Origin of the sequence: Arthrobacter sp. AQ5-05 (assembly GCF_003287975.1) — a bacterium.
In the GTDB taxonomy this organism is placed as follows: domain Bacteria; phylum Actinomycetota; class Actinomycetes; order Actinomycetales; family Micrococcaceae; genus Paeniglutamicibacter.
In genome coordinates this window covers 1-21,202 of sequence record NZ_QMKQ01000044.1, presented here as the reverse complement: position 1 = coordinate 21,202, position 21,202 = coordinate 1, and the positions used below count along the sequence as shown (strand labels likewise).

The 21,202-nt window shown below is 54.5% G+C and carries 12 protein-coding genes; 1 reads left to right on the top strand and 11 read right to left on the bottom strand.

The genetic code is table 11. The features are described from left to right. Positions 1 to 127: 127 nt before the first annotated feature. The 11 genes from wecB to DQ353_RS20070 all read right to left on the bottom strand — a co-directional run bounded on the left by wecB (position 128) and on the right by DQ353_RS20070 (position 19,058). Positions 128 to 1,312, bottom strand: coding sequence for a non-hydrolyzing UDP-N-acetylglucosamine 2-epimerase (gene wecB / locus DQ353_RS20115; RefSeq protein ID WP_113764962.1), 1,185 nt, complete (start codon positions 1,310 to 1,312; stop codon positions 128 to 130). Between the two features lie 54 nt (positions 1,313 to 1,366). Further along, positions 1,367 to 2,599 (bottom strand): UDP-N-acetyl-D-mannosamine dehydrogenase, encoded by a 1,233-nt coding sequence (gene wecC / locus DQ353_RS20110; protein ID WP_113764960.1) that lies wholly within the window; start codon positions 2,597 to 2,599, stop codon positions 1,367 to 1,369. Positions 2,600 to 2,718: 119 nt separating this feature from the next. Then, the gene (locus DQ353_RS20105) at positions 2,719 to 4,458 is read right to left on the bottom strand and encodes a glycosyltransferase family 4 protein (RefSeq protein WP_113764959.1); all 1,740 of its coding nucleotides are present in this window, start codon (positions 4,456 to 4,458) and stop codon (positions 2,719 to 2,721) included. Positions 4,459 to 4,507: 49 nt separating this feature from the next. Then, positions 4,508 to 5,707 (bottom strand): glycosyltransferase family 4 protein, encoded by a 1,200-nt coding sequence (locus DQ353_RS20100; RefSeq protein ID WP_220094079.1) that lies wholly within the window; start codon positions 5,705 to 5,707, stop codon positions 4,508 to 4,510. Positions 5,708 to 5,851: 144 nt separating this feature from the next. Beyond that, positions 5,852 to 7,618, bottom strand: coding sequence for a glycosyltransferase family protein (locus DQ353_RS20095; protein ID WP_353616712.1), 1,767 nt, complete (start codon positions 7,616 to 7,618; stop codon positions 5,852 to 5,854). 500 nt (positions 7,619 to 8,118) lie between these two features. Then, entirely contained in the window at positions 8,119 to 9,894 is a 1,776-nt protein-coding gene (locus DQ353_RS21460) for an adenine nucleotide alpha hydrolase family protein (RefSeq protein WP_146755356.1), read from the bottom strand. A gap of 309 nt (positions 9,895 to 10,203) precedes the next feature. Next, positions 10,204 to 11,808 carry a heparinase II/III family protein gene (locus DQ353_RS20090; RefSeq protein ID WP_181578528.1) on the bottom strand — a complete coding sequence of 535 codons (1,605 nt, stop codon included), beginning with the start codon at positions 11,806 to 11,808 and terminating at the stop codon, positions 10,204 to 10,206. A gap of 23 nt (positions 11,809 to 11,831) precedes the next feature. After that, entirely contained in the window at positions 11,832 to 13,778 is a 1,947-nt protein-coding gene (locus tag DQ353_RS20085) for a glycosyltransferase (protein WP_113764955.1), read from the bottom strand. Between the two features lie 12 nt (positions 13,779 to 13,790). Next, complete coding sequence (locus DQ353_RS20080; protein WP_113764954.1) at positions 13,791 to 15,959, bottom strand: CgeB family protein; 2,169 nt, start codon at positions 15,957 to 15,959, stop codon at positions 13,791 to 13,793. Between the two features lie 454 nt (positions 15,960 to 16,413). Next, positions 16,414 to 17,958: a methionine--tRNA ligase gene (metG, locus tag DQ353_RS20075; RefSeq protein WP_113764953.1), complete on the bottom strand. Its 1,545-nt coding sequence runs from the start codon at positions 17,956 to 17,958 to the stop codon at positions 16,414 to 16,416. Between the two features lie 47 nt (positions 17,959 to 18,005). Beyond that, the gene (locus DQ353_RS20070) at positions 18,006 to 19,058 is read right to left on the bottom strand and encodes an NYN domain-containing protein (RefSeq protein WP_113764952.1); all 1,053 of its coding nucleotides are present in this window, start codon (positions 19,056 to 19,058) and stop codon (positions 18,006 to 18,008) included. Between the two features lie 397 nt (positions 19,059 to 19,455). On the opposite strand from DQ353_RS20070, the gene DQ353_RS20065 reads away from it, so the two are divergent. Next, on the top strand, positions 19,456 to 20,892 hold the full coding sequence (locus tag DQ353_RS20065; RefSeq protein ID WP_113764951.1) for an IS1380 family transposase: 1,437 nt from the start codon (positions 19,456 to 19,458) through the stop codon (positions 20,890 to 20,892). Positions 20,893 to 21,202: the final 310 nt, after the last annotated feature.

The following is a 21,202-nucleotide window of genomic DNA, read 5'->3' as shown; positions in this document are numbered from 1 at the left end:
GGGGTTACGGGCTAAAGGACGTTGTTGAGGGCCGGTGGCTCCCTCCCGGGGAGGTGCCGGCTCTCAACGGCAATAATGGTGGCTCCGAACGGCAATATCCGGTGGCTCTCAAACCTCCGAATATTCACTAAATGCTTGCCGCATTCACCAGGCTCGCTTCGGAGGGCAAGTTGGAATCAAAATCTTCCATCCGTGTGCCAACGCCAAGAAGTTCGGCAATGGCAGCGACTGTGCGGACCGCCGCCTTGCCGTCGCCGTACGGGTTAGAGGCCAAGGCCATCTGCTCGTAGGCGGCGGCGTCGTTGAGAAGCAGCTCAACGGATTCAAAGATCTTCTCTTCATCCGTGCCGATCAGCTTCACGGTGCCTGCAACCACTGCCTCGGGACGCTCAGTGTTTTCACGCATCACGAGCACCGGTTTGGCCAAGCTCGGGGCTTCCTCCTGGACACCGCCCGAGTCGGTCAAGACGATGTTGGCCGCCGCGATGAGTCGGGTGAACTCACCATAGGCAAGTGGTTCCGTCAGAGTGATGTTGGAACGTCCCTCGATCTCCGGAATCAGGGCCTCTCGAACCGTGGGATTGCAGTGCAACGGAAGGATGAACTCAACCTCGGGCTCGACTGCCGAAAGCCGTGCCAAGGCACGACCAATCCCGCGCATCGGTTCGCCCTGGTTTTCACGACGGTGGGTTGTCACCAGGACGATCTTGCGCCCGGAGGCAACAAGTTCCTCGAGCTTGGGATCGCTGAAGGCGATGTTCTTCTCCACCACGGCGAACAAGGCATCAATGACCGTGTTGCCAGTGACCGAGATGGTCTTCGGATCAATGGTCTCGTTGATCAGGTTCAGCTGGCTCAAGCTGGTGGGAGCCAAATGAAGGCTGGCGATCTGCGAGGTCATCTTGCGGTTTGCTTCCTCCGGGAACGGAGAGAAGATGTCGTAGCTGCGCAGACCCGCTTCGGCGTGGATCACCGGAATGCCGCGATAGAACGCCGCGATGGCACCTGCAGTCGAGGTCGTGGTGTCGCCCTGGACGACAACTGCGTCAGGCTTTTCCTTCTCGAAGATCTCATCCAGACCGTTGATGGTCTTGGTGAGCAACGAGTTGAGAGTCTGGCGGGGCTGGATGACATCAAGATCGTAATCAGGGACGATATCAAAAAGCTCGTTCACCTGATCGAGCATTTCACGGTGCTGACCGGTGACAGTAACTACGCAGTCAAAGAGCTCGGACTCCTTGAGTGCCTTGACAATCGGCGCCACCTTGATGGCTTCAGGCCGGGTGCCGTAAATCGGCATGATCTTCTTCACGATTACCTATCCGTTGGGGCGAATGATGGTGTGGGTGCGAGTACCTGCAACAGCCTAGCGCCAGAGTCCACGGGTATCGATGATGTCCTTGCCTGCAAGTGCGGTGGCCGGAACCGTCTTGAACTGGTCGTGGTCAACCAAGACGACCACGGTTGAGGCGCTTTCCAGGCCTTCATCGGTGGAAACCAATCGGACGTTTCCGAGGCCAAGCAGTGCCTTCGGCATGGTCTCAATGTGCGGTTCCACCAGCAGGAATTCGATGCTCGGGGCTTTTTCGGCCAGTGACCGGGCGATGGCAATCGACGGGGACTCACGCAGGTCGTCAATGTTGGCCTTGAACGCGAGACCCAGGATTGCGACCTTGCCGTTGAAGCCGGGGGTCTCGGTGGAGGTGATGACCTTGTCCACGACCCAGGCCGGCTTGGCATCGTTGGTTTCGCGGGCCTGGCGAATGAGCTTGGCTTCCTCGGGGGCCGCGGCAACGATGAACCACGGGTCGACGGCGATGCAGTGTCCACCGACGCCGGGACCCGGCTGCAGGATGTTCACGCGGGGGTGGTGGTTGGCGAGCTCGATAAGCTCCCACACGTTGATGCCGACCTTGTCCGAGATGACTGACAGTTCGTTGGCGAAGGCAATGTTGACGTCGCGGTAGGAGTTTTCAACCAGCTTAGCCATTTCGGCGGTGGTTGCATCGGTCACGAGGATTTCGGCCTCGCAGAAGACGCTGTAGAGGTCCTTAGCCATCTGGGCGGCCTCGGGGGTGATTCCGCCAACTATGCGATCGTTGGTGACCAGCTCTTCCATGACGCGGCCCGGCAAGACGCGCTCCGGGCAGTGTGCAACGTGCAGGGTGGAGGAGTCCAGGTCCGGGCGGGCAGCAAGCAGGCGGTCTGCCATGTGCTGGGTGGCACCTGGAGGGGACGTCGACTCGAGGATGACCAGCTCGTTTCCGCGCAGCTGAGGGGCGATCTTGTCGGCTGCAGCCTCGATGTAGGACAGGTCGGCGCTGTGGTCTGCATTGAAGGGCGTCGGCACTGCCACGATGTAGGCGTCGGCGGACGGGGTGTCAAAGCTGGCGCTCAACGTACCGTTGGCCACGGCAGCTGCGACAAAGTCACCGAGTGCCGGTTCAACGAACGGAACTTCTCCACGATTCACTGCGTCTACCGTGCGCGGGGTGACATCCACACCCTTGACGATGATGCCCTTTGAGGCCAGGATCGCCGCGGTCGGCAGACCGATATAGCCAAGTCCTACTACGGCAACTTCTTTAATACTCGTCACTATGACGTTTCCCCTTGGTTCGAATGGGTGCGCCAAGGCGTGGAAGCTAACCCGCCGGTGGCACGGAAGTTCAGAAGGCTACGATTCGTGGCCTCGTTTAGAATACTGCATTCATCCATTCATTGCAGTTTGTCGGCAAGAACTTTGTATGTCTCGGACAACTTTCGCGCGTTGGCCGCCCAAGTCCGCTCGGCCAGCATTTGTCTTCGCCCGGCAGCCCCCATAGAAGCTCTTTTCGAAGAATTTCCTAGCAGCATCCTGAGCGCCTCCGCCAGCAGGTGCGGGCTTTCGGGAGCGACCAGCACTCCCGTTTCTCCATCCACGACCAGCTCCCGCAAAGCAGGCAAGTCCGCCGCGACCACGGGAACTTCACAGGCCAATGCCTCAACGGGTTTCAATGGCGTGACAGCCCGGGTAACCGACAGATTCCTTCGAGGAACCACAAAGATGTCCAAGGCGCAGTGGTAGGTACGAGCTTCTTCTCGCGGAACACGACCGGGGAAAACGCAGTACTCGGAAATACCAAGTTTCCGACTCAGATCCTGAAGATTGTTAGCTTCGACACCACTGCCGACTATTAAGACGCGAAGGGCAGGGTTGGCAGGAATGAGCTCAGCTGCTGCTTCAAGCAAGAGGTCCAGTCCTTCGTAGGCAACGAGGCTGCTGACGGTTCCGATGTACTGGTGTTCCATCGACAATCCCAGCATGCCTCTGGCCCGGGAACGCGGAATCGGTTCTTCCAGGTAATCGTCGCCAATGGCGTTTGGAGCGATCGAAATCTTAGCGTCGGGAATGCCCTGCTCAATGAGCTCGGCTTTCATGGCTTCCCCCAAAGTCAGTACGTGGGTCGCATGCGCTGCCACGAATGCCTCGCGTTCCTTAAACAATTTGTAGCGTTGCGAGGTCTTTGCGCTTTCCGGCCGGGTTGACGCCCATGTGTCGGCCAGCTGGCCGCGCACCTCATAGACCCAGGGGATATTGAACGCCTCAGCAACGGTCATGACGGCCAATGCATTGGTGAAGTCGGTTGTGGTGTGAAGCACTCCGGGATTCAATCTTCGTACGGCTTCCGCCAGAGCACCGGCTTGTTGCTGAACCTTGGCTCCCATATCGGATTGGTATTTCCAAGGCAGCACACGACGGTAAGCAACCCCGTCAATGACATCCACCGCCCGGGCACGGAACTTCCCGATGGAAAGTGGATATCCGGCGCGCGTCAGCACCTCAAGGCTCCATCCTTGGTCCCCGAGGGAAGTCATGATCGAATGCGAGCGTTGGGCGTAACCACTGCCCGTATGCGGCAATGAGTTTGTCAGGAAATGGAGTGCCGTGGTTGGAATCGATCCGCCTGTGTGTCTGCGGTTTGACTCGCCATGGTTGAGGATTGGCATTCGTCCTTGGAAGACATCCAATTCACTCCGGTAATGGCGAAGTTGCCTGTTGGTGTTGGGCACGACGGTTTCCAACAGTTCTACGGCATCTTGCATATTGCCCAGGTACCACGAGTGACGTGCCTGCGAACGGCTCAAAGCGACATTCGTGGTTTGCCGGTTCTCCAGCAGGTGCGCCGCGCTGTCTGAATCTTGTATGGCGACGGCCATATCGCCCAAGCGCGCCAGTGTTCGATCGGAAAGCTGCTTGGGGGGTAGGCTCCGGAGGTATTCCCCGAGGGAAGTTGTGTTGCCGGACAACATGAGTGTGAAGGCGTTGAGGACGACTGCGCGTTTGGGGAGAAGTCCATTGACGGTGCTTCCTAACCTGGCCAAGGAGCGCGACTCCAGCCTCCTCGAGGCCTGAAGTATAAAGAACGTCGGGTCATCACGCATATTGTCGCTCACGATCTTGCTGATCGTCAGCAAGTTCCTCAATAACCGTTTGGTGTCACCCCCAGGTTCAGGTGTGTGTGTCTCAGCCACGGTCTCGTTCTCGTCCTGTCATGCCACTGATCAGCTCCACATACTTCTGGCCTAGCTTCTCTAACGAGGCATTCTCAAACACCCAGTCTCGACCTGTCGTGCCAACATCGGTTCTTTGCTTGTCACGGTATAACTGTTGCCACAAGTCTGCTATGTGATTCGGATCGTGATCCACGATGTCGCCCGCTGACGCGTCACTGATGATTCGCGCAGCTTCACCGGTGACAATCCCTGTTATATGTCGGCTGAGCGACATTAATTCGTAGATCTTTGAAGGTACCGTGTGATTGAAACTCGCCCAGTCGTCACGCAGGCTCACCACGCACGTGTCCGCCCACTGATAGTGCGAACGAAGTGAGTCTCCCCGAGCCGGAGACCGGAAATCGATATTTGCATCGATGGTTTCTGCGTAGCGTTTCAACCGCTCGCTTGCGGTTCCGGCCCCGACGATTCGAACTTGGATTCCATCGGACACCATCGTGGATGCCAAAATAACTGACTCCAGGCTTTGGCTCTCCCCCAGATTCCCCAGATAGAGCACGTGAAGCTTCGAGTTGTTTCTCTTTGGCGGTGAGGGAAGCACTTCGAAGTTTCTGGTACTAATCCCATTGTGGATCGTTCGCACGGCAGGGACACCTTCGCGGCTCAGGATCTTCGCAAAACCATCAGTCACTGTCACGACGATTGTCGCGCGGCGCTGTATCTCCCGCACACCCCAGTGCGCCAGCCGCGTCAACCATTTCCAGCGAAGGATCCGTGAATCTGTGATGAGGTCAGGCCACGCGTCCCGCATTTCCAATAACAACGGTCGCCTGAATATTCTCGCCACAATAAATCCAACAAACATGGTTGGCAATGCAGGAACGGTTGCAATCACCACGCTTGGCCGTGCTTGCAGCAAGGCCCGTGGGAGCATTAGGGTGCCATCCAGGGCATTCTTAATAAGCTTGCCCAAAATCGTCCGGGGTTTCCTCAGGGAGGCATAGCTACGAATGATCTCGCCGTGTGCCCCAACTTCAGCCCGACCGATCCATCGATTCGGCTCTGTGGTGCCGGTTCGCAATTCAACCCTTGGCGTTACGACTTGCACTTTCCATCCGGCTTCACGCATGACATAGACGAAAGAGTCCCAACGTCGCTGCGGCGGCGAAACTTCCGGAGAATAGGAATGTGTCAGCAACAGTACGCGCACGACCCCCACTGACATGTTCCGCCTATCTTCGGGAGCGCCTGCTCCACAATTGATTCATAAATCCTACGTCACGTGTCAACGGCGTCAATCACAGGCCGCACCGAGACCATATGGGCAATGTCCGGGCCGGAAGTGGATGCGCAATCAGAACATGATGTGTGGCTCGTTCAGTCCGAATGATGACACCACACCAGTCGCCATCAACTCTGTATCTTCCACCGACCAGGTGTGTCCTTCTCCGTGTGCCCCGCGCATCTGGACGAAGTTGAAGCGGTCAGCCGAATATACCGTCCCTCCGACTTTCAGAACTCCCCTGAGGAAGTTGGTGTCCTCTCCCCTTCCGAGCTCGAGGAACGGAACTTCGTGCATCATTTCGCGGGTTGTGAAGATCGTCGGGCCCATGACCAGATCCGTAAAACGGTGTTCTCGCTCCTCGAACCGCAAGAGCGTTGTATTGCGACCCTCCAGGTACATGTAATGCGCTTGTTTACCGACAACGTTTGCCCCGCTGTAGCGGTGTGCTGCCGTTTGGTCCTGAAGATAGTTGGCCCCATAGAGGTCGTCGTCGTCCATCTTTGTGGCATAGAACCCCGAAGCGGCCTTCGCTGCCAGATTGAGGCAGGCACCAAGCGTGGTTGTCCTAGGCTCGTGCAGAAGGACAAGGTTTTCAATTCCCTGATCATGTGCCCTCGCCCGAACGGCACGTTCGTCCAATTCGAATCCGTGGGTCAGGAGCACCAGTTCGGTTTCAACGTTGATTTGTTTGCCCACCGTGGCAAGGATGTGGTCTATCTGCTGCGGTCGGATAGTCGATACGAGTGCCGAAATCTTGGGCTTTTGTGTCATTGACGAGGGGCGGTGCGTCTCGACGCGGAGTCCCGCAGCCCTAAGAACCTGATCCGCACGATGAGCATACGTATGCTCCTGCCAGATCTTGCGCTGGCCCAGGTGCACGGTACGATCGCGCAGTTCCTTGCTGCGTACCAGTGAGCGGATCATGCCCGCTGCTTCGTCGCGGGTACCGACTTCGAGGACTTCCGACTTGTCAAAGAACTCGGCAATGGCCCGACTCGGTGCCGTCACCACAGGAGTTCCGGATGCAGTGATTTCGAAGATTCTCCTGGCACACATGCTTGGGGAATTAACCACGGAATTCACATTGAGGAATACCTTGTAGGCCTTGTACGCGGTGAGCATTTTTTCGTACGGCAGGCTCCCGACCACGTGATCGTTGAACGGAGCCGGAAATTGGTAGTTCGCGTCCCCTCCCAGTTGTCGCGAAAAGATCTCCAAGCCATGCTCCATGCTCCCCGATACATCTAGCGCACCCGAAAGCAACATTTGCATTTGCTCGCGGCGTTCGGGAAATTTGTGTGCAAAATACATCCCGGCAAATGCCACGTCGCGCGCTTGGAATCCTCGCTGTGGCCGGATGGGATTGTGGATCACCGGCTGGACGGCAAAGCTCAAGGCATCGATATTATCGTGGCCCAGATCCGATCTGTATCGTTCGATCTGCGTCGAGTCCGACGTCAGCACCGTGGCAAACAACCGGGCCGTCGCCAAAAAGTCCTCATAGTGTGGTGGATCTTCTTTGTTCCAGAACACTGTCGGGATTTGTTGGGACTTGCACCATTGCACGAGTTCGATGATGGCCGGCCGTGGGGCTGAGGTTCCCGTCAAGTGGTAGGACCAGGTTTTGCCGTTTCCGGCCCAAGCAGACTCAACGAAAAGGAAATCGACCCGTGCGTCCGACAAGTCCTCACGCCAAGTATCGGGTTTCACCGCGATGCAGTCCCACTCGTATCCCCAAGCCTGCGCCGAAAAATCGTCCAAAATCACGGCTACACGTGGCTTGGTCCCTAGTGACGGCTTCCGATTGGGTTGAAGTGCTGGAAAATCCAACATCATCCGACCATCCCTAGTTGAGCGTAATTCACGCCCAACAATGCTATTTCCGCCATTGTGCGCCTCAACGGATTGCCGACGCTTCCAACGGAGCAGCTGGGTCAGTCCACCTTGTCTAAAGTGCCAAAGCGCTACCCGCAGATTCTTGATGATGGATTCCTAAAGCTTCGTGTGTTGACTTCTATAACTGTGCCCCACCGACCATGGCAGACCACCCAAGTGTAGTAGATCCATTCATCGGTAAACCCGACAGAGAATTTTTGTCGACAAAGAACTCTTCGAGTCAAGTCGCTTCGCATCGAGCCGTATCTTGGACGCGGTTCGTTTTGAAGACACCGCCAAAAAGCACTTCCACACATCGTACCCACGTGGAATGGGCGTACCACCTAAGCATACTTGCCACTGAGGGAAGAACTCTTGTCAGCACACCGATCGAGACGTCGTCGATCAACCACTCGGGTCTTTGAAGAGCAGAAGAGAACTATAATCAAACCTTAAACGAATTATGACACATACCACAAAAGTGAATCATGTAGATCCCGAAGAACGCGGAACTGCGGTCGCCATTTTGGAGGATCCTTAACTATTGAAACCAATTGATCATAATTGAAGGATTGAGAAAGAGTTCTCTCACCGATCTCACCAACTAAATTTTGCACCGTTTTCTGATAGCTACCTGCATATGACACGGTAGCAGGCGGCAGACCAATCCTCCTGGCTGTCGCCAATTCGGCATCAGAGATCCGAATCGAAGCTTCACGACTCACAAAGGGTGATGGCGGGACATATCCGTCATACATTGACGGTACCGCATTCGGAAGTTCACGAACGCTGAAGTTGGGCCGCGACGCCAAGTAATCGGCACCAACCCGTGGTTTATCGAAAGGCAACCCAGCCAAATTTGAATCGAGCTTCCCAAGAAGATCGAGGTGGGCAAAATTCTGGCCCCGCCTTTCGCGATCATAACTCCAAGCTAGCGGGAGCAACATCGGACTATAAAGTGCATCGAATCTTCTAACATAGGGAGAAAGTGAACGGGAAATTTCACCCACGTAGTAACGGCTTCGAAAATGAAACCAAAGATATTCAGGAATCGCGTCTAGCGGAGTTCCAAAATCTATTCCGGTTTCTATACCCCGTCGAATCGATTCAAAGGCAGCCTCTTTCAGTTCATTAGAGAGCAGCGGAGCGACCGAGTCGCTTCCTAGAGCCGCTTCACCCAACATTGCTTTAGCTAGATTATTCTCAGTGAATCCAGCCTCTGGCATTCCGAACAATGACCCTCCATAAGCGTTTCGGAGGAGGCCGCCGTAACCCCCAGACAGCACAATGCTTTCGGAACGATTGAGACCTGGATGGGCAGGTCCGCGGAGCACTCCTGCCGTCTCGTGCATACTCCACATGCTGTCCTCGGTAGGAGAGCTGGGCAAGACGCCAGCGTCAACACCAGACTGCCTGGTCATCCGAAGACCCAAGTGGGAGGAAAGCTTTGCAGCAATAATCATGTCATCACTCTTGGGGTCACCACCACAGTGAATATTGTACTTATCTAAGTAGTCAGTTCGCGAGAGTGCGGCCAAGACAGTGCGAGAATCCATACCACCGGTCAAATGACATATATATGAAGGAGCATTGGCCTGTGATGCGATACGTATATTCTGAATAAAATCATCAATCACAGTATCTTGGAGAGAGATAATTGAGGAAGCGCTACGATCAATATTACCGAGCAAGGATTTCTTGTTATCATAATCCGAAAAAGAGACGGTCTCTTGAGATATTGTTGCAAAAGAAAATTGCGGAATCACGTCTATGTCTTCATATGGACTCGGCGTCAGGCCGCCATTGTTACTCACCGAAAGGAGTGCTGAATAATTAAGGGATTTTTTAATATCAATATTCTTCGATTTAAGAATAGAGACAAGTGAAGGCAGAGAAGAGGAAATAATCCAATGGCCATTCTTTCGAATGTGGAAAATTAAACCGCTTCCAAAGGGATCCGAGAGTATATGAATATCGCCAGTCCTCGTGTCGTGCAGATACACCGAAAGCGGACCTCGGATAGTTGCGCCCAGTTTAGCGGGAGAGTCTTCAACACCTGCCAGAGCTGCCGACGCTTCTTCGGCGGAGCCTACCAGTCGTTGCGAGAATACGCCATTGCCATGCAGCCCGAGAACTCGGTACCTACCCCCAGCATATAGGTCATTTCCACCGTAAACTGCACGGACACTATTCAGCCCACTTTGTTCAAGGCAAATAACGGGTATCTGCTGTGTCATTACGAAGTATCTTCTTTCTTATTTGCATTGACATCACGAATTTTACGTGAACTTCTTGCGCGGGTAATCAGAATAATTTTGCCTTTACATGCGTCATAGTGACACCATATTCCGCCTAAATAATCTAATGTCTCCACCGTCCACGCACTTTTTGGCGAATTCATAAATATTCTTTGTATTAATCAATAATATTACGAAACACAAATCAGCCCGCCTCTAATCTATCATCCATTGACTTCTATATCGAAGTATCAGACTTAAAGTGAAAAATTAACGCATAATAGAGAGCAGTTCAGAGTTGATTGAATGCTATACAAATTGGAAGGTCGTAACAATTTGATAATTTTCGACCGGTACTGCTGGTGAAATCAATACTTCCTTTGTTTTCACGGGCATATAGTGCTCCGCAGCAATGAAAGAATTGTCGAGGCGAATTTTTGGTAAGACGTTTTTTGCATTTGATTCAACAGTCATTGATATTTCACGATTAGGTGACTTAAGGGTCAGGCTGCTTTCACGAGCATCGAGCACAATTATCGTTGGATCCAAGATAAAACGAACAATCGGTATTCCATATTGCACCGAGTGGAATGTATCGGTAATCTCCAGCTTGTTTTCCGGCCAGTATTGAACTTTTCGCTTCAGGATGTCCTTCTCATCAAATTTCAATAAGCCCTCAAATGAAAAAAACTCGCTGTTCACCTCGTTGCTAAGAAGTTTTGCCCGAAGCCGACTATCATTCCTGCCGAAAGAAATACTATTTTGAGTTGTCCATCTATCAAAATTCGCGTATGTGGGCAACGAATGTCCTTGATGTCCACGCATTGCCACGGCAATCGGGTCCTTTAGATCATAGCTAAGGAGCCCTGCATCACGCAGAATGAAGCCGCCATCGGACCACCATGTAACGCTCAGTTCATCAAGCTGTTTGTGAATAACACTCCTGAACCCCGCGGTGAACGACAAGTAGTGCGCTGTAGAACTTGAAATTGCCAATCCATTCGAGGGAGACCACAGTGTCCCAAGGAGAGGCTTGAACTTATGTTGCATCCCGCCTGGACTATCGCCAAGTGGTGGAACGGCGCCATTAGGCAGAAGCTGCCGTTGCACGCCAATTTGCGCGGCTCGCATTAGCAGCTGGAAGATACGGACCTTCCCCGGGAACTGTTTGGACCAAATCAGGAAAGCAACAATGTCTTCAATTAGCGAGACATAGAATACTTGATAAATTGGCGTGTTCTCAGAAGCGATTCCGTCCGCGTCGATAATATCTCCGAGCGTTGCATATAGACGTTTAACCCAACCCGCTGCGTCGAGTGATTGGGTGCTGCCTGGAAACAAGAATGATGCGTGGAGGTGAGCAATCCCCAACATTATCCCATGGTTATTTGGCTGATATAGATTTAATTCATTTAAAAGTTTTTCTTCGACAGCCATGAGTCTGACAAATAAGTTATAGAAAATGTCATAGTTATCAGAATCATCTGAGCGCGAAAGAAGTGACATTGTTGATAATAGAGTACGGATACGCAAAGCGCCCTGATGGTCTAAACTACCCGACTTTAGATCTTGTATGTCATGTACAGCGATTTCTTCGAACCAGTTGAGGAAACCCTCCACAATTTTTCGAGTAATATTTACAGATTCCTCACTGTATTCAAATTCTAATAGCCGCACTAAATAAATAAGCGAATTTCGCCAAAGTATAGTCGTAGTATGGTCGACATCCGGCACTTTGGTCCAGATCGCATCGTCCAACAAATCAGCCGAGTGAATCGAGGCGCCATTAGGAAAGGTGAATTTGAATCCGAGGCTGTCCCGGCTAACTGCCCACCCACGAGGTGTGCCATCGGAAAATTCACCTGAATATCTAACCAGCAGCTCACGGGTCTTCAGTCCTGGCTCAATTATCACGAATCCACTCTCCATTTCAAAACTTACGCTCGAATTCGATCCAAAAGTTCGAACACGTGACTTGTGACTATTCCAACATCATACCGTTCCATCATGTATTGACGACCGTAGTTAGAAGCTCGATTGTAGGATACTACGTCATCTCGCATCTCTAGGATGTAGTCCCTCATCGACTCAATCGAATCAAAGATGAATTCCGCTGGGTAACAAGCTTCAACACCGCGCCACGGAAGGAAAAGCCCCTGCCCACCGGCACAGAATGCTTCGCCCGGGGCAACCTGCATACCCTCAAAATCACTTAGAGACAAAGCAAAGCCGACATTACGAAGGGATTCCTTAGTGTCCACCCAACCCTCATAGTGAATGTGCTCCTCGAGCCCAAGCTCAGCAATGCGTGAGTCGCACGTGGCGTAGTACTTACGTGCAGATTCGGAACTCATTACCCAGGCGTATTCATTGTACTTTTTCCCGTAGACGCGCAGTCGGTAACGATCATCGATCTTTCGCAGCTGAGACAGCAATTCAATTGCTCGGTGGAAGCCCTTGAGAGCCGGCACACTGCCAATCAGCGCCAACTCGAATGGACGATTTTCTGCATCGTCCGGGGTAGACTGATACGAATTCACGTCGAAGGCGTTTGGGATCAGTTTGAACTTCTCGTACGGAATATCGAAGCGGTCACTGAAGTCATTGAGCGAATGAGGGGCGATGGCAATTATTTTCGAAACGGACTCAGTCTTGACGCGTAAACCATAATCTACAGTCATCTCGCTACGGTGCGCACGGATAACGAGACGGTGATGGGACGTTACATTGTGCGAGTACCAAACAGCCGCACCTAGTAGCCATTCAACCCAGACGTAATCGGTCCAGTCCAACAGGTCCTGGCTCAATGATGCATCGTGGGTTTCATGCCCCGTCCACTTGTCGGTGCGGACGTTGTAACGCTTCTTGAGTTCCGGAAGCAGTTCGTTCATGAATTTCAGGTCGTGGCCAGCAAGCACGAGGCGCGTCTTGCATGCGTCAACGAACTCTTCGTAGTTGCCGTCACGTGCTGCCAGCACCAGTTCGCTTAGGCGACGTGTGAATGGGAAATCAGCGATGAGGTTCCAGTGGACGTTGCAAAACTCGCTGAAGCGGTCAAAGACATCGCGGGACAGGTCCTCGGTCTTGAACCAGATGAACTGTCTCAGGGCGTAGTCCATGGCCGCGTGGCCATGCTCCTTCATGAACGACACTCCACTGTTACCAAGGATGGCATCGACATCAGACCAAGCTTCGATAAAGTCACAGAAGTTCTGGGAATCCAACTTCTGCGTGACAGAGGCTTCGTCGTCATCGTTCTTGACGTACTTTCGAATTGGGACATCGCGATAAGCAACGTTCTTGCACTTCTTAAGAACTTCCGCTGTAAAGGTGATGTCCTCGCCGATCCGGCGGGTTTCCATGAAGCGGATCTCGTTATCGATGACAACATCACGACGCATCAGGAATGAGCACGTAAGGCTCTGATATTTGGTGATAAGGCGCAGCCTTGAGCTGGCATCCTTGACCTTGTCCCAGCCTGGGATACGGTCCGACTTACGTGACTTTCCGTTGGGTGCCACGACTTGGAGACTATTGCGTACAGCATCACTGTCGAAACGAACAGCGTGCTCGTAGGCATTGACCAATCCTGAAGGGATCAGAATGTCGTCAGAGTCGAGGAAGAAGAGGTACTCCCCTTCTGCCTTGTCAATACCGTAGTTGCGAGGTTTGGCTGCCGATCCCGAATTCTCCGGAAGCCGGAAAAGCTTCCAGAATGCCTCGGACTCGCATTGAGCCGCCAACACTTCGTAGGTATTGTCCCCGGACTGATCGTCAACGAAGATGACCTCGTGAGGTACGGTATTCGGGATCGCCCGCAACGAAGCCAGCGTCTCGTCCATCTTCGCGATGGAATTGTACGTGGGAATAATGATGCTAATCATCTAAGTATCCTTCTAGACCAGGAAGATCGATGAGTCGTTGGAACGTTCGGCTAGAACCGGGAACACCTGTTCCGCGTTCACGAGAACGTTGTTCGGGCGCGATTGGCGAGTGTAGCGGAATCGATTGAACTCAGGCTGATCCGTAACAGCGATTGCTTCATTCATAGAGCTACCTACGTCGATCAGATACGCAAGATCGGGTTCTTTCAGGAACGAGCCTTCACGGGTTTCAATCAGAAGAGCCTTGCGGGAGTTCAAGACATTTCGTGAACGAATGGAACGGGTGTCAATTTCATTTTGACGGATGACTCGGACAGTGCTTGGAAGCTTACGAGTGAGTTCCATCGCCAACGTCTGGTCTGCAGAATCAGTCAAAACGATGAGTAATCCGCTGAACTTGGCTCGATTGGCCTCGAAATATGCGAGGATTCGCTCGGCGGCTTTATCGTCATCTACTCGGGCAACGAGCTGAACCTTATCGAAATAACTTGCATGCTCGATGCCCACGGCAAGCAGGATCTGTTCTGCACGGTGACGATATGTGTTCTGGAAGGCAATCTGCATGCTGTTGCGCTGCTGCGTCAAGAACTCGGCAGTGCTGATCTTGCTGAAATCAAAATCATCAGAATCGGCGTAGTAAACGCTGTCACCGAAGAAGTGCTTGACGCCCATCGCTGTGTTTGAAAGAACCACGACACCACAAGCGGCAAGTTCGAACACTCGGCGTGCAAACATGGTCTTGGAATCGGTCACGGTGTTCAGGGTGATGCCGAACTTTGAGTTGCGGTATGCGTCGGCAGTCTCTTCGTAGGAGATCGCCGGACGAGTGTACTGCTTATAGCGCTCCGGGTACTCGTAAGCCTTACTTGGCGACGAATACATGCGGTCGTAGATAACCATGTCATTGTCAGAGGCTAGGACCTTGTCAATAATGCTCGAAGCGGCCTTTGCCCGGTGCGGGTATCGCGCATACCATGTACCCGCAAAGTTAACGCTGGAATCTGCACCGTAAGAACCGATTGGGTTGAAGAGTTTCGGCTGCACTGCGAACGGTAGTACATCGGCATATGGTACGCCAACGTCACGGATGTAGAGCTCCACACACTCTTCAGCTGTCGTGAACACGTAATCGAACAATGCTGAAGTTCGAATGAAGTCATTGATTCGGTCAGAGAAGTGGACCGGATCTTCCTTGTTCCAGAACACTGTCGGAATTCCGTGCTCGTGGCAGTAATTCAGAATCTCGATGAGTTCTTTGCGGTTCTCGTGTTTGAAACGAATTGAGGTGTATATCTTTCCCTGCCATGGGTGTTCACTTGGAGATCCACCTTGCCACGCGGATTCGCAAATGAACATCTGCGGCTTGTTCGCATCCATCTGCTGGCGCCAGGTCTGAGGCTTCAGTCGCACGGTCTTGAACTCCGGCTGGAAACTGCCGAAAGTAAAGTCGTCGGCAATCATTGCTACAGGAATTTGATGGCTGTACGGCAAATCCGAACCACGGTATGCCTGGCTTTCATCGTCGGCGGTCCACGTATCGCGACCTTCCTTAGACAGTGCCCACTGCACCCGCTCGCCTTCGACGATCGGTTTATAGTCTGAGGCCACATTGCGAATCGGTGTCGGCCGCTTGGCGCGCTTCTTGATATCGGCTGCCAGGATCGCCTGTGTAGGCTCGGCAGTGGTTAGCACTACTGGATGAGCTTGAACGGCCGCGGCTGTGGATGTGGACCCAGTTGCTCCTACGGCCTGTACCGTTGCAGACAAGGAATTAATGCCGTTGGCGAGATTTCGCTGCGAGATTTCAATTTTCTTGTCCAGATCACGGATCTGATCCTGAAGTGCCTTGCCCGACAACGGCGCAGACTTTTTGGACGCATCCACACGAATTCTGCGCATCTGTTCACGCGTATCTTTACGGAACTTCGCATTGGCAAGACCGTCACGCTGCATCAGCATCGTTCGCGCGGCGAGGAACACCAGGGCTAATACACCAATAATTATTCCGAGGACTGTATTTGAACTCATAAAGCCAGTTACGAATGCTAACCCAACCGACAGAACGACGTCGATCAACAGGCGTATGGCAAGTAGCAACTTGGATTTAGCGACTCGTTTGGGCAAAACGCAGTCCTTCTCTCTACAACGTTTGGTGACTCCGGACAGGACAAATATCATCATTCATCCTAGTGGACAAGCTCGTCCAAGGTTTGCGGGCCGACACGGGCGATCGGTCCCGTGCATCGCATTTGTGTACGATGCATGATCTTTATTCACTACATTGTTTGAATACTCAACTTTGGCCAGGTCTTCCCCAAGGCAAGAAGCTCTCAGTCATGAAAGGCCTATCTCTTCTCATATCGACCAGTTAATAATCAGGACCGAACTCGCAGGGACGGCAACGCAAACGACTGCAAGAACGATCTCCACATCATCCAGGACGAGATGCCGTGATTGCAGGTGAAACTCCAATCGCTCCGTGAGAATCAACACCCTGCGAGCTACCGGAATTTTGACAATGTTTGCGCATTGTTAACCAAAAGCCCTGATCTTCTTACCGATTCACCTAGAAGCGCCGATTCGCGGAACTCGTGAACTAATCGGTCGGCGGCAATTACCTCGCACTTCATGTAGCTTAGCTGTCCAACTTAGGGAAGATCGGCGCCGGTGGTGGCAACTCAGTGCCCGCTACGAGCACTGTGTCGAAGGACCCGAACTCGCGTGCCGATCCTTCCGGCTGGCCCAGAACCTCAAGCAACGATGCAGCGGCTGCTGGCATTACGGGTTGGACCAGCAGCGCAACGCGGCGAACTACTTCCAGTGTCACGTAAAGAACCGTCTCCATGCGCGCCAAGTCGGTCTTGCGAAGCACCCAAGGTGCTTGATCGGCGAAGTAGGCATTCGTATCGCCCAGAACCGTCCAGATGGCTTCCAACGCCTTGCTGAAATCCTGGCGTGAGAACGTGTCTCGGCAAATTTCAAGCAGTTTCCCGGCCTCAGCCAAGATCTGCTGATCCGCGTCAGTCATCTCTACGGGAGTTGGTACCGCTCCCCCACAGTTCTTGGCGACCATTGACAATGACCGCTGTGCCAAGTTGCCCAAGTTGTTGGCTAGGTCGGAGTTCATTCGTCCAACAATGGAGTCGTGGCTGTAGCTTCCGTCAGCGCCAAAGGGAACTTCCCGAAGGAAGAAGTACCGGACCTGGTCTAGACCATACTGGGAAACGAAGTCTGCAGGTGCAACGACGTTGCCCAAGGACTTGGACATCTTCACGCCGTTGTTGTGAAGGAAACCATGGATCATCACGCGCTTCGGCAAGGGAAGCTTTGCAGACATCAGGAAGGCGGGCCAGTAGATCGCATGGAAGCGCGAAATGTCCTTGCCGATGACGTGGACGTCTGCCGGCCAATACTTCTTGAAGGACTCCGATTCGATATCGGGGAAACCAGTGCCGGTCAGGTAGTTGGTCAACGCATCGACCCACACGTACATGACGTGGTCCTTGTTCCCGGGAACCGGAACGCCCCAATCGAAAGTGGTCCGCGAAATTGACAGGTCTTCCAGTCCCCGCTCAACAAAGCGGATGACCTCGTTGAAACGGGTGTGGGGTGCACCGAATTCGGGCTGGGACTTGTAAAGCTCGAGAAGCTTGTCCTGGTATGCCGAAAGGCGGAAGAAGTAGGATTCTTCTTCGGTCCACACAACCTCGGTGTCGGTTTCCTTGGAGTAACGCAGGCCGTCTTCACGTACCTCGGTATCGTCCTCGGCGTGGAACGCCTCATCACGCACGGAGTACCATCCAGCGTACTTGTCGAGGTAGATATCGCCGTTGGCTTCCATACGCTTCCAGATGGCCTGCGCAGCGGCGTAATGGTCCGAATCCGTGGTGCGAATGAACCTGTCGTAGCTGATGCCCAGCTCGTCGTTCATGGCTTGGAAGGCATCCGAGTTGCGTTGTGCCAGCTCTCGCGGCGTGATTCCCTCGCGTTCGGCCGTCTGAAGCATCTTCTGGCCATGCTCGTCAGTGCCGGTCATGAAAAACACGTCATAACCGTCAAGGCGCTTGAACCTAGCCATGGCGTCGGTGGCGATCACCTCGTAGGCATGCCCAATGTGGGGCACGCCGTTCGGGTAGGAGATAGCGGTGGTGATGAAAAACGGAGTCTGCTCTGAAGTCACCCTAAAAATCTACCGTAGTTTGGCTTCAAACCGCCCATCGAAGACCCCTATGTGAGCTTGTCGAGCTGATCCCAGAAGGCAATACGGAGGCTCCGACGGATATCTTGCAGATCGGTCTTCCATTCACCAATACGTTGTGCGCAGTCCTTGAGCAGCACCCTGTCGATATCCGGCGGCAGGAGTGGGCGTTCGGACATCAGGTCGTTCAGTTCGGCCGGGGTCGTGCTGGCGTACCAGTTCTTGGCCACGCTACTGCCCACCTCCGAAGCAATATCCATGGCGCTTGCGGCAATGCCCGCGCCGCCGGAAAATCCCGACGTTTGTTGTGTCGAACTATAAACAAGCTCATAGTCAGACTGCACCGGGGCATGAGGTTGCACCGGCGCCCGCAGCTTAGGACGCTGGTTCAGCAATGCGGGCGTGGGAGGCTTGGGACCGGCCGACTTCGGAGCAGACGGTTGTGGAACGGCGCCGGCTTCAATTAGGTTCGCCGCAGCGCCTGCGCTGGCGATAGTGGCAGTCTGGGCCGCGTGCCCGGCGTCCCACGCAACGGCCTTCACGAACGAATTCTCGATGAGTTCTTCGGGGAAGGTAATAATGCTGTCCACGCGAAGGGCAAGATGTTCGGCGACCGAGGCCACGCCCAGACGGTGGTCAGCCTTCTCGACGCCAATCAAGACGACCTTCATGCCCAAGTCTTGGGCCTCTTCCACGGCTTCTGCAAGATCGTCATCGCCGGAAACGAGAAACGCGACCGAAGCAGCACGGTTTCGGGCAATGCCAACCAGATCCAAGCCAAGCTTGAGGTCAACGCCCTTCTGCTCACCATTGAAGGAAATACGACCCAAGCGAACCTTCACGCCGGGTATCAGGCCAATCCGTTTGTGCTGATCCGTAAAGATTGCGTCCTTGGCCGCGTCGTACCAATAGATCCTCAGGTTATCCAGACCGCTGAATTCCTTGGCCGTCTGGAGGATCCCGTCTATCAGCGCCTCGTAGTTGACGGTAAATGCCGCCCGTAGCGTTGTTCCGGAGGCACGGTGTCCACCAATGGCCAACAGGAAACTGGCATCCACGAAAATTGCGCTCTGAGACATCATCACTCAATCCTATGCCGTGGCGATGACGCCATTGAGAAAGGCACGGGCCGTCTTCGAGCTTTCTATTGATGTCACGACCACCTCAATCTGGACCACGGAAATTTCATCAAATTTCAATGGTTCAATCGACCGCTGTCCGAAGCGGAGCCAGACTGGTTGCTCCACGGCACACAAAAGCGTGCCTCAGATGCCAACCAGTCAGTCCCTCTGATTCGACGTCAGGAAAAGCGCCAGCGGCACTCGAGGCACGCTATTTGGTGGATACCGGGAGTGTTAGCCCGGGGGTTTCATGAGGGCTGGCGTCATTAACTGTCTTTAACGAGGAAAAGGTGACCTGAACTGGGAAAATAGAAGTGTCTAAGCCTCGGTTCCACCAGTTCAAAGGGTCACCTTTTCAGTGCACAACTCTACCGCAGTCTTCCCCGCCGTCCCGGCATCCCTCACCGGCCAGGCCTTGGTCTCCCACGCCGGGCTGGGCGTGATCACCGGATTCCTCAAGGCCTTGGGATTCCGCAAGCTCTGCGAGGACCGGTTCTCCCAGTTCGTCCCGGCCACGGCGGTCCACCGCCCCGGCAGGATCCTGGGGTCCTTGGCGGTGATGCTCGCCGCCGGCGGCGAGCAGGTCAGCGACGTCGACCAGCTGCGTGCGGCCCCGGCGCTGTTCGGCCCGGTGGCCTCGGAAGCGACGATCAGCCGGTTCATGGCCCGCGTCAAGGACCAGCCCGAGGCCTTCGCCTACGGGTTCGCCACCATGCAACGAACCCTGCGCTCCAAGATCTGGGAGGCGGCCGGGAAGCGGAACCCTGCTCGCCGTGCCACCGCGGCGGACCCGCTGGTCATCGACATCGATGCGAGCCTGGTTCACGTGCACTCGGAGAAGGAAAATACTGCAGGCACGTACAAGGGTGGGTATGGGTTTTCGCCCATGATAGCCATGGTTGATTACGGTGCAGGGAACGGGACCGGGGAAGTCCTGGCGGTGCTGATGCGCCCGGGCACCAAGGGAGCCAACTCGGCGCGTGACCACATCGAGGTCCTCACCCGGGCGCTGGCGCAACTGCCTGATGGCTTCTATGACGTGGACGGGAACCTGGTCGGCGAGAAGATCCTGGTGCGCACCGACAGCGCCGGGGCCTCCCGCGAATTCCTGGACCACCTGCACTCCCTGGGCATCCAGTTCTCCACCTCCTTCGCGCTGCCGGTGGCCAACGAACGGTTGATCGGGTGGATCAACGAGAAAAAGTACTGGGAGCCGGCCACCGACCAGCACGGCAACGAGCGCCGCGACGCGTGGGTCATCGACGCGTCCAAGGTCCTGAACCTGAAGAACTACCCGCCCGGGACCCGGATCCACCTGCGGGCCGAGCCCCTGCACCCGGGCGCGAAGGCCAGCCTGTTCGACACCGACGGGAACCGCGTCACCGCGTTTTTGACCAACGCACCGCGCTACAACGTCGCATTTTTGGATGCCCGGCACCGGGCCCGCGGCCGGTGCGAGAACAGGATCAAGACCCTGAAGAACACGGGCCTTGGCAAGTTTCCCTACTTTTCGTATGCCGTCAATGAGGCGTGGGCCAACCTGGCGATGTTCGCGATGAACCTTCTGAGCTGGATCCAGCTGGCGGTCCTGCCCTCGGGGCATGCCGCAGGGGTCTGGGACGTGAAGCGGTGGCGGTACCGGGTGTTTTCGATGGCCGGGAAACTGGTGCGCGGCGGCCGTCAGACACGCTTGTTGCTCGCCGCTGCGGCGCCGGAGGCGGAACTGGCCATGGACCTGCACCGGCGCATCGCCCGCGCCCACCAGCACTTCAGGCACGGCAACCTGGCTGCCTGAACCGGCGGCCCGACCCATCCACCACGAGACGAAGGAACAGCACCCCGGGCAGTGGAACCCGAGCGCCGGCGGCCGGCGACACGGCCATCGCCTGCATGCCCGAAAACGGCAAGACCGCCAACTCCGCACCAAAATACGGAATCAGCGGCCAGCAGGCACCTCATGAAACAGCTGGGTTAGTCCCAATACCGTTTACTTAGACTTTTTAGGAACGCGTTTGAGGGGCCAACCAGACATCTTGCGTTTCACGACGCGGGGGTTGCTGCGCTGCCTTCGGGGCGGCAACAGTTCATGCAGGATTTCCCGACAG

Excerpts from the sequence above, each read along its gene's own strand:
- DQ353_RS20070 (WP_113764952.1), bottom strand. The coding sequence starts at position 19,058 with ATGATGTCTCAGAGCGCAATTTTCGTGGATGCCAGTTTCCTGTTGGCC.
- DQ353_RS21460 (WP_146755356.1), bottom strand. The coding sequence starts at position 9,894 with ATGACACAGCAGATACCCGTTATTTGCCTTGAACAAAGTGGGCTGAAT.
- DQ353_RS20085 (WP_113764955.1), bottom strand. The coding sequence starts at position 13,778 with ATGATTAGCATCATTATTCCCACGTACAATTCCATCGCGAAGATGGAC.
- DQ353_RS20080 (WP_113764954.1), bottom strand. The coding sequence starts at position 15,959 with ATGATGATATTTGTCCTGTCCGGAGTCACCAAACGTTGTAGAGAGAAG.
- DQ353_RS20095 (WP_353616712.1), bottom strand. The coding sequence starts at position 7,618 with ATGATGTTGGATTTTCCAGCACTTCAACCCAATCGGAAGCCGTCACTA.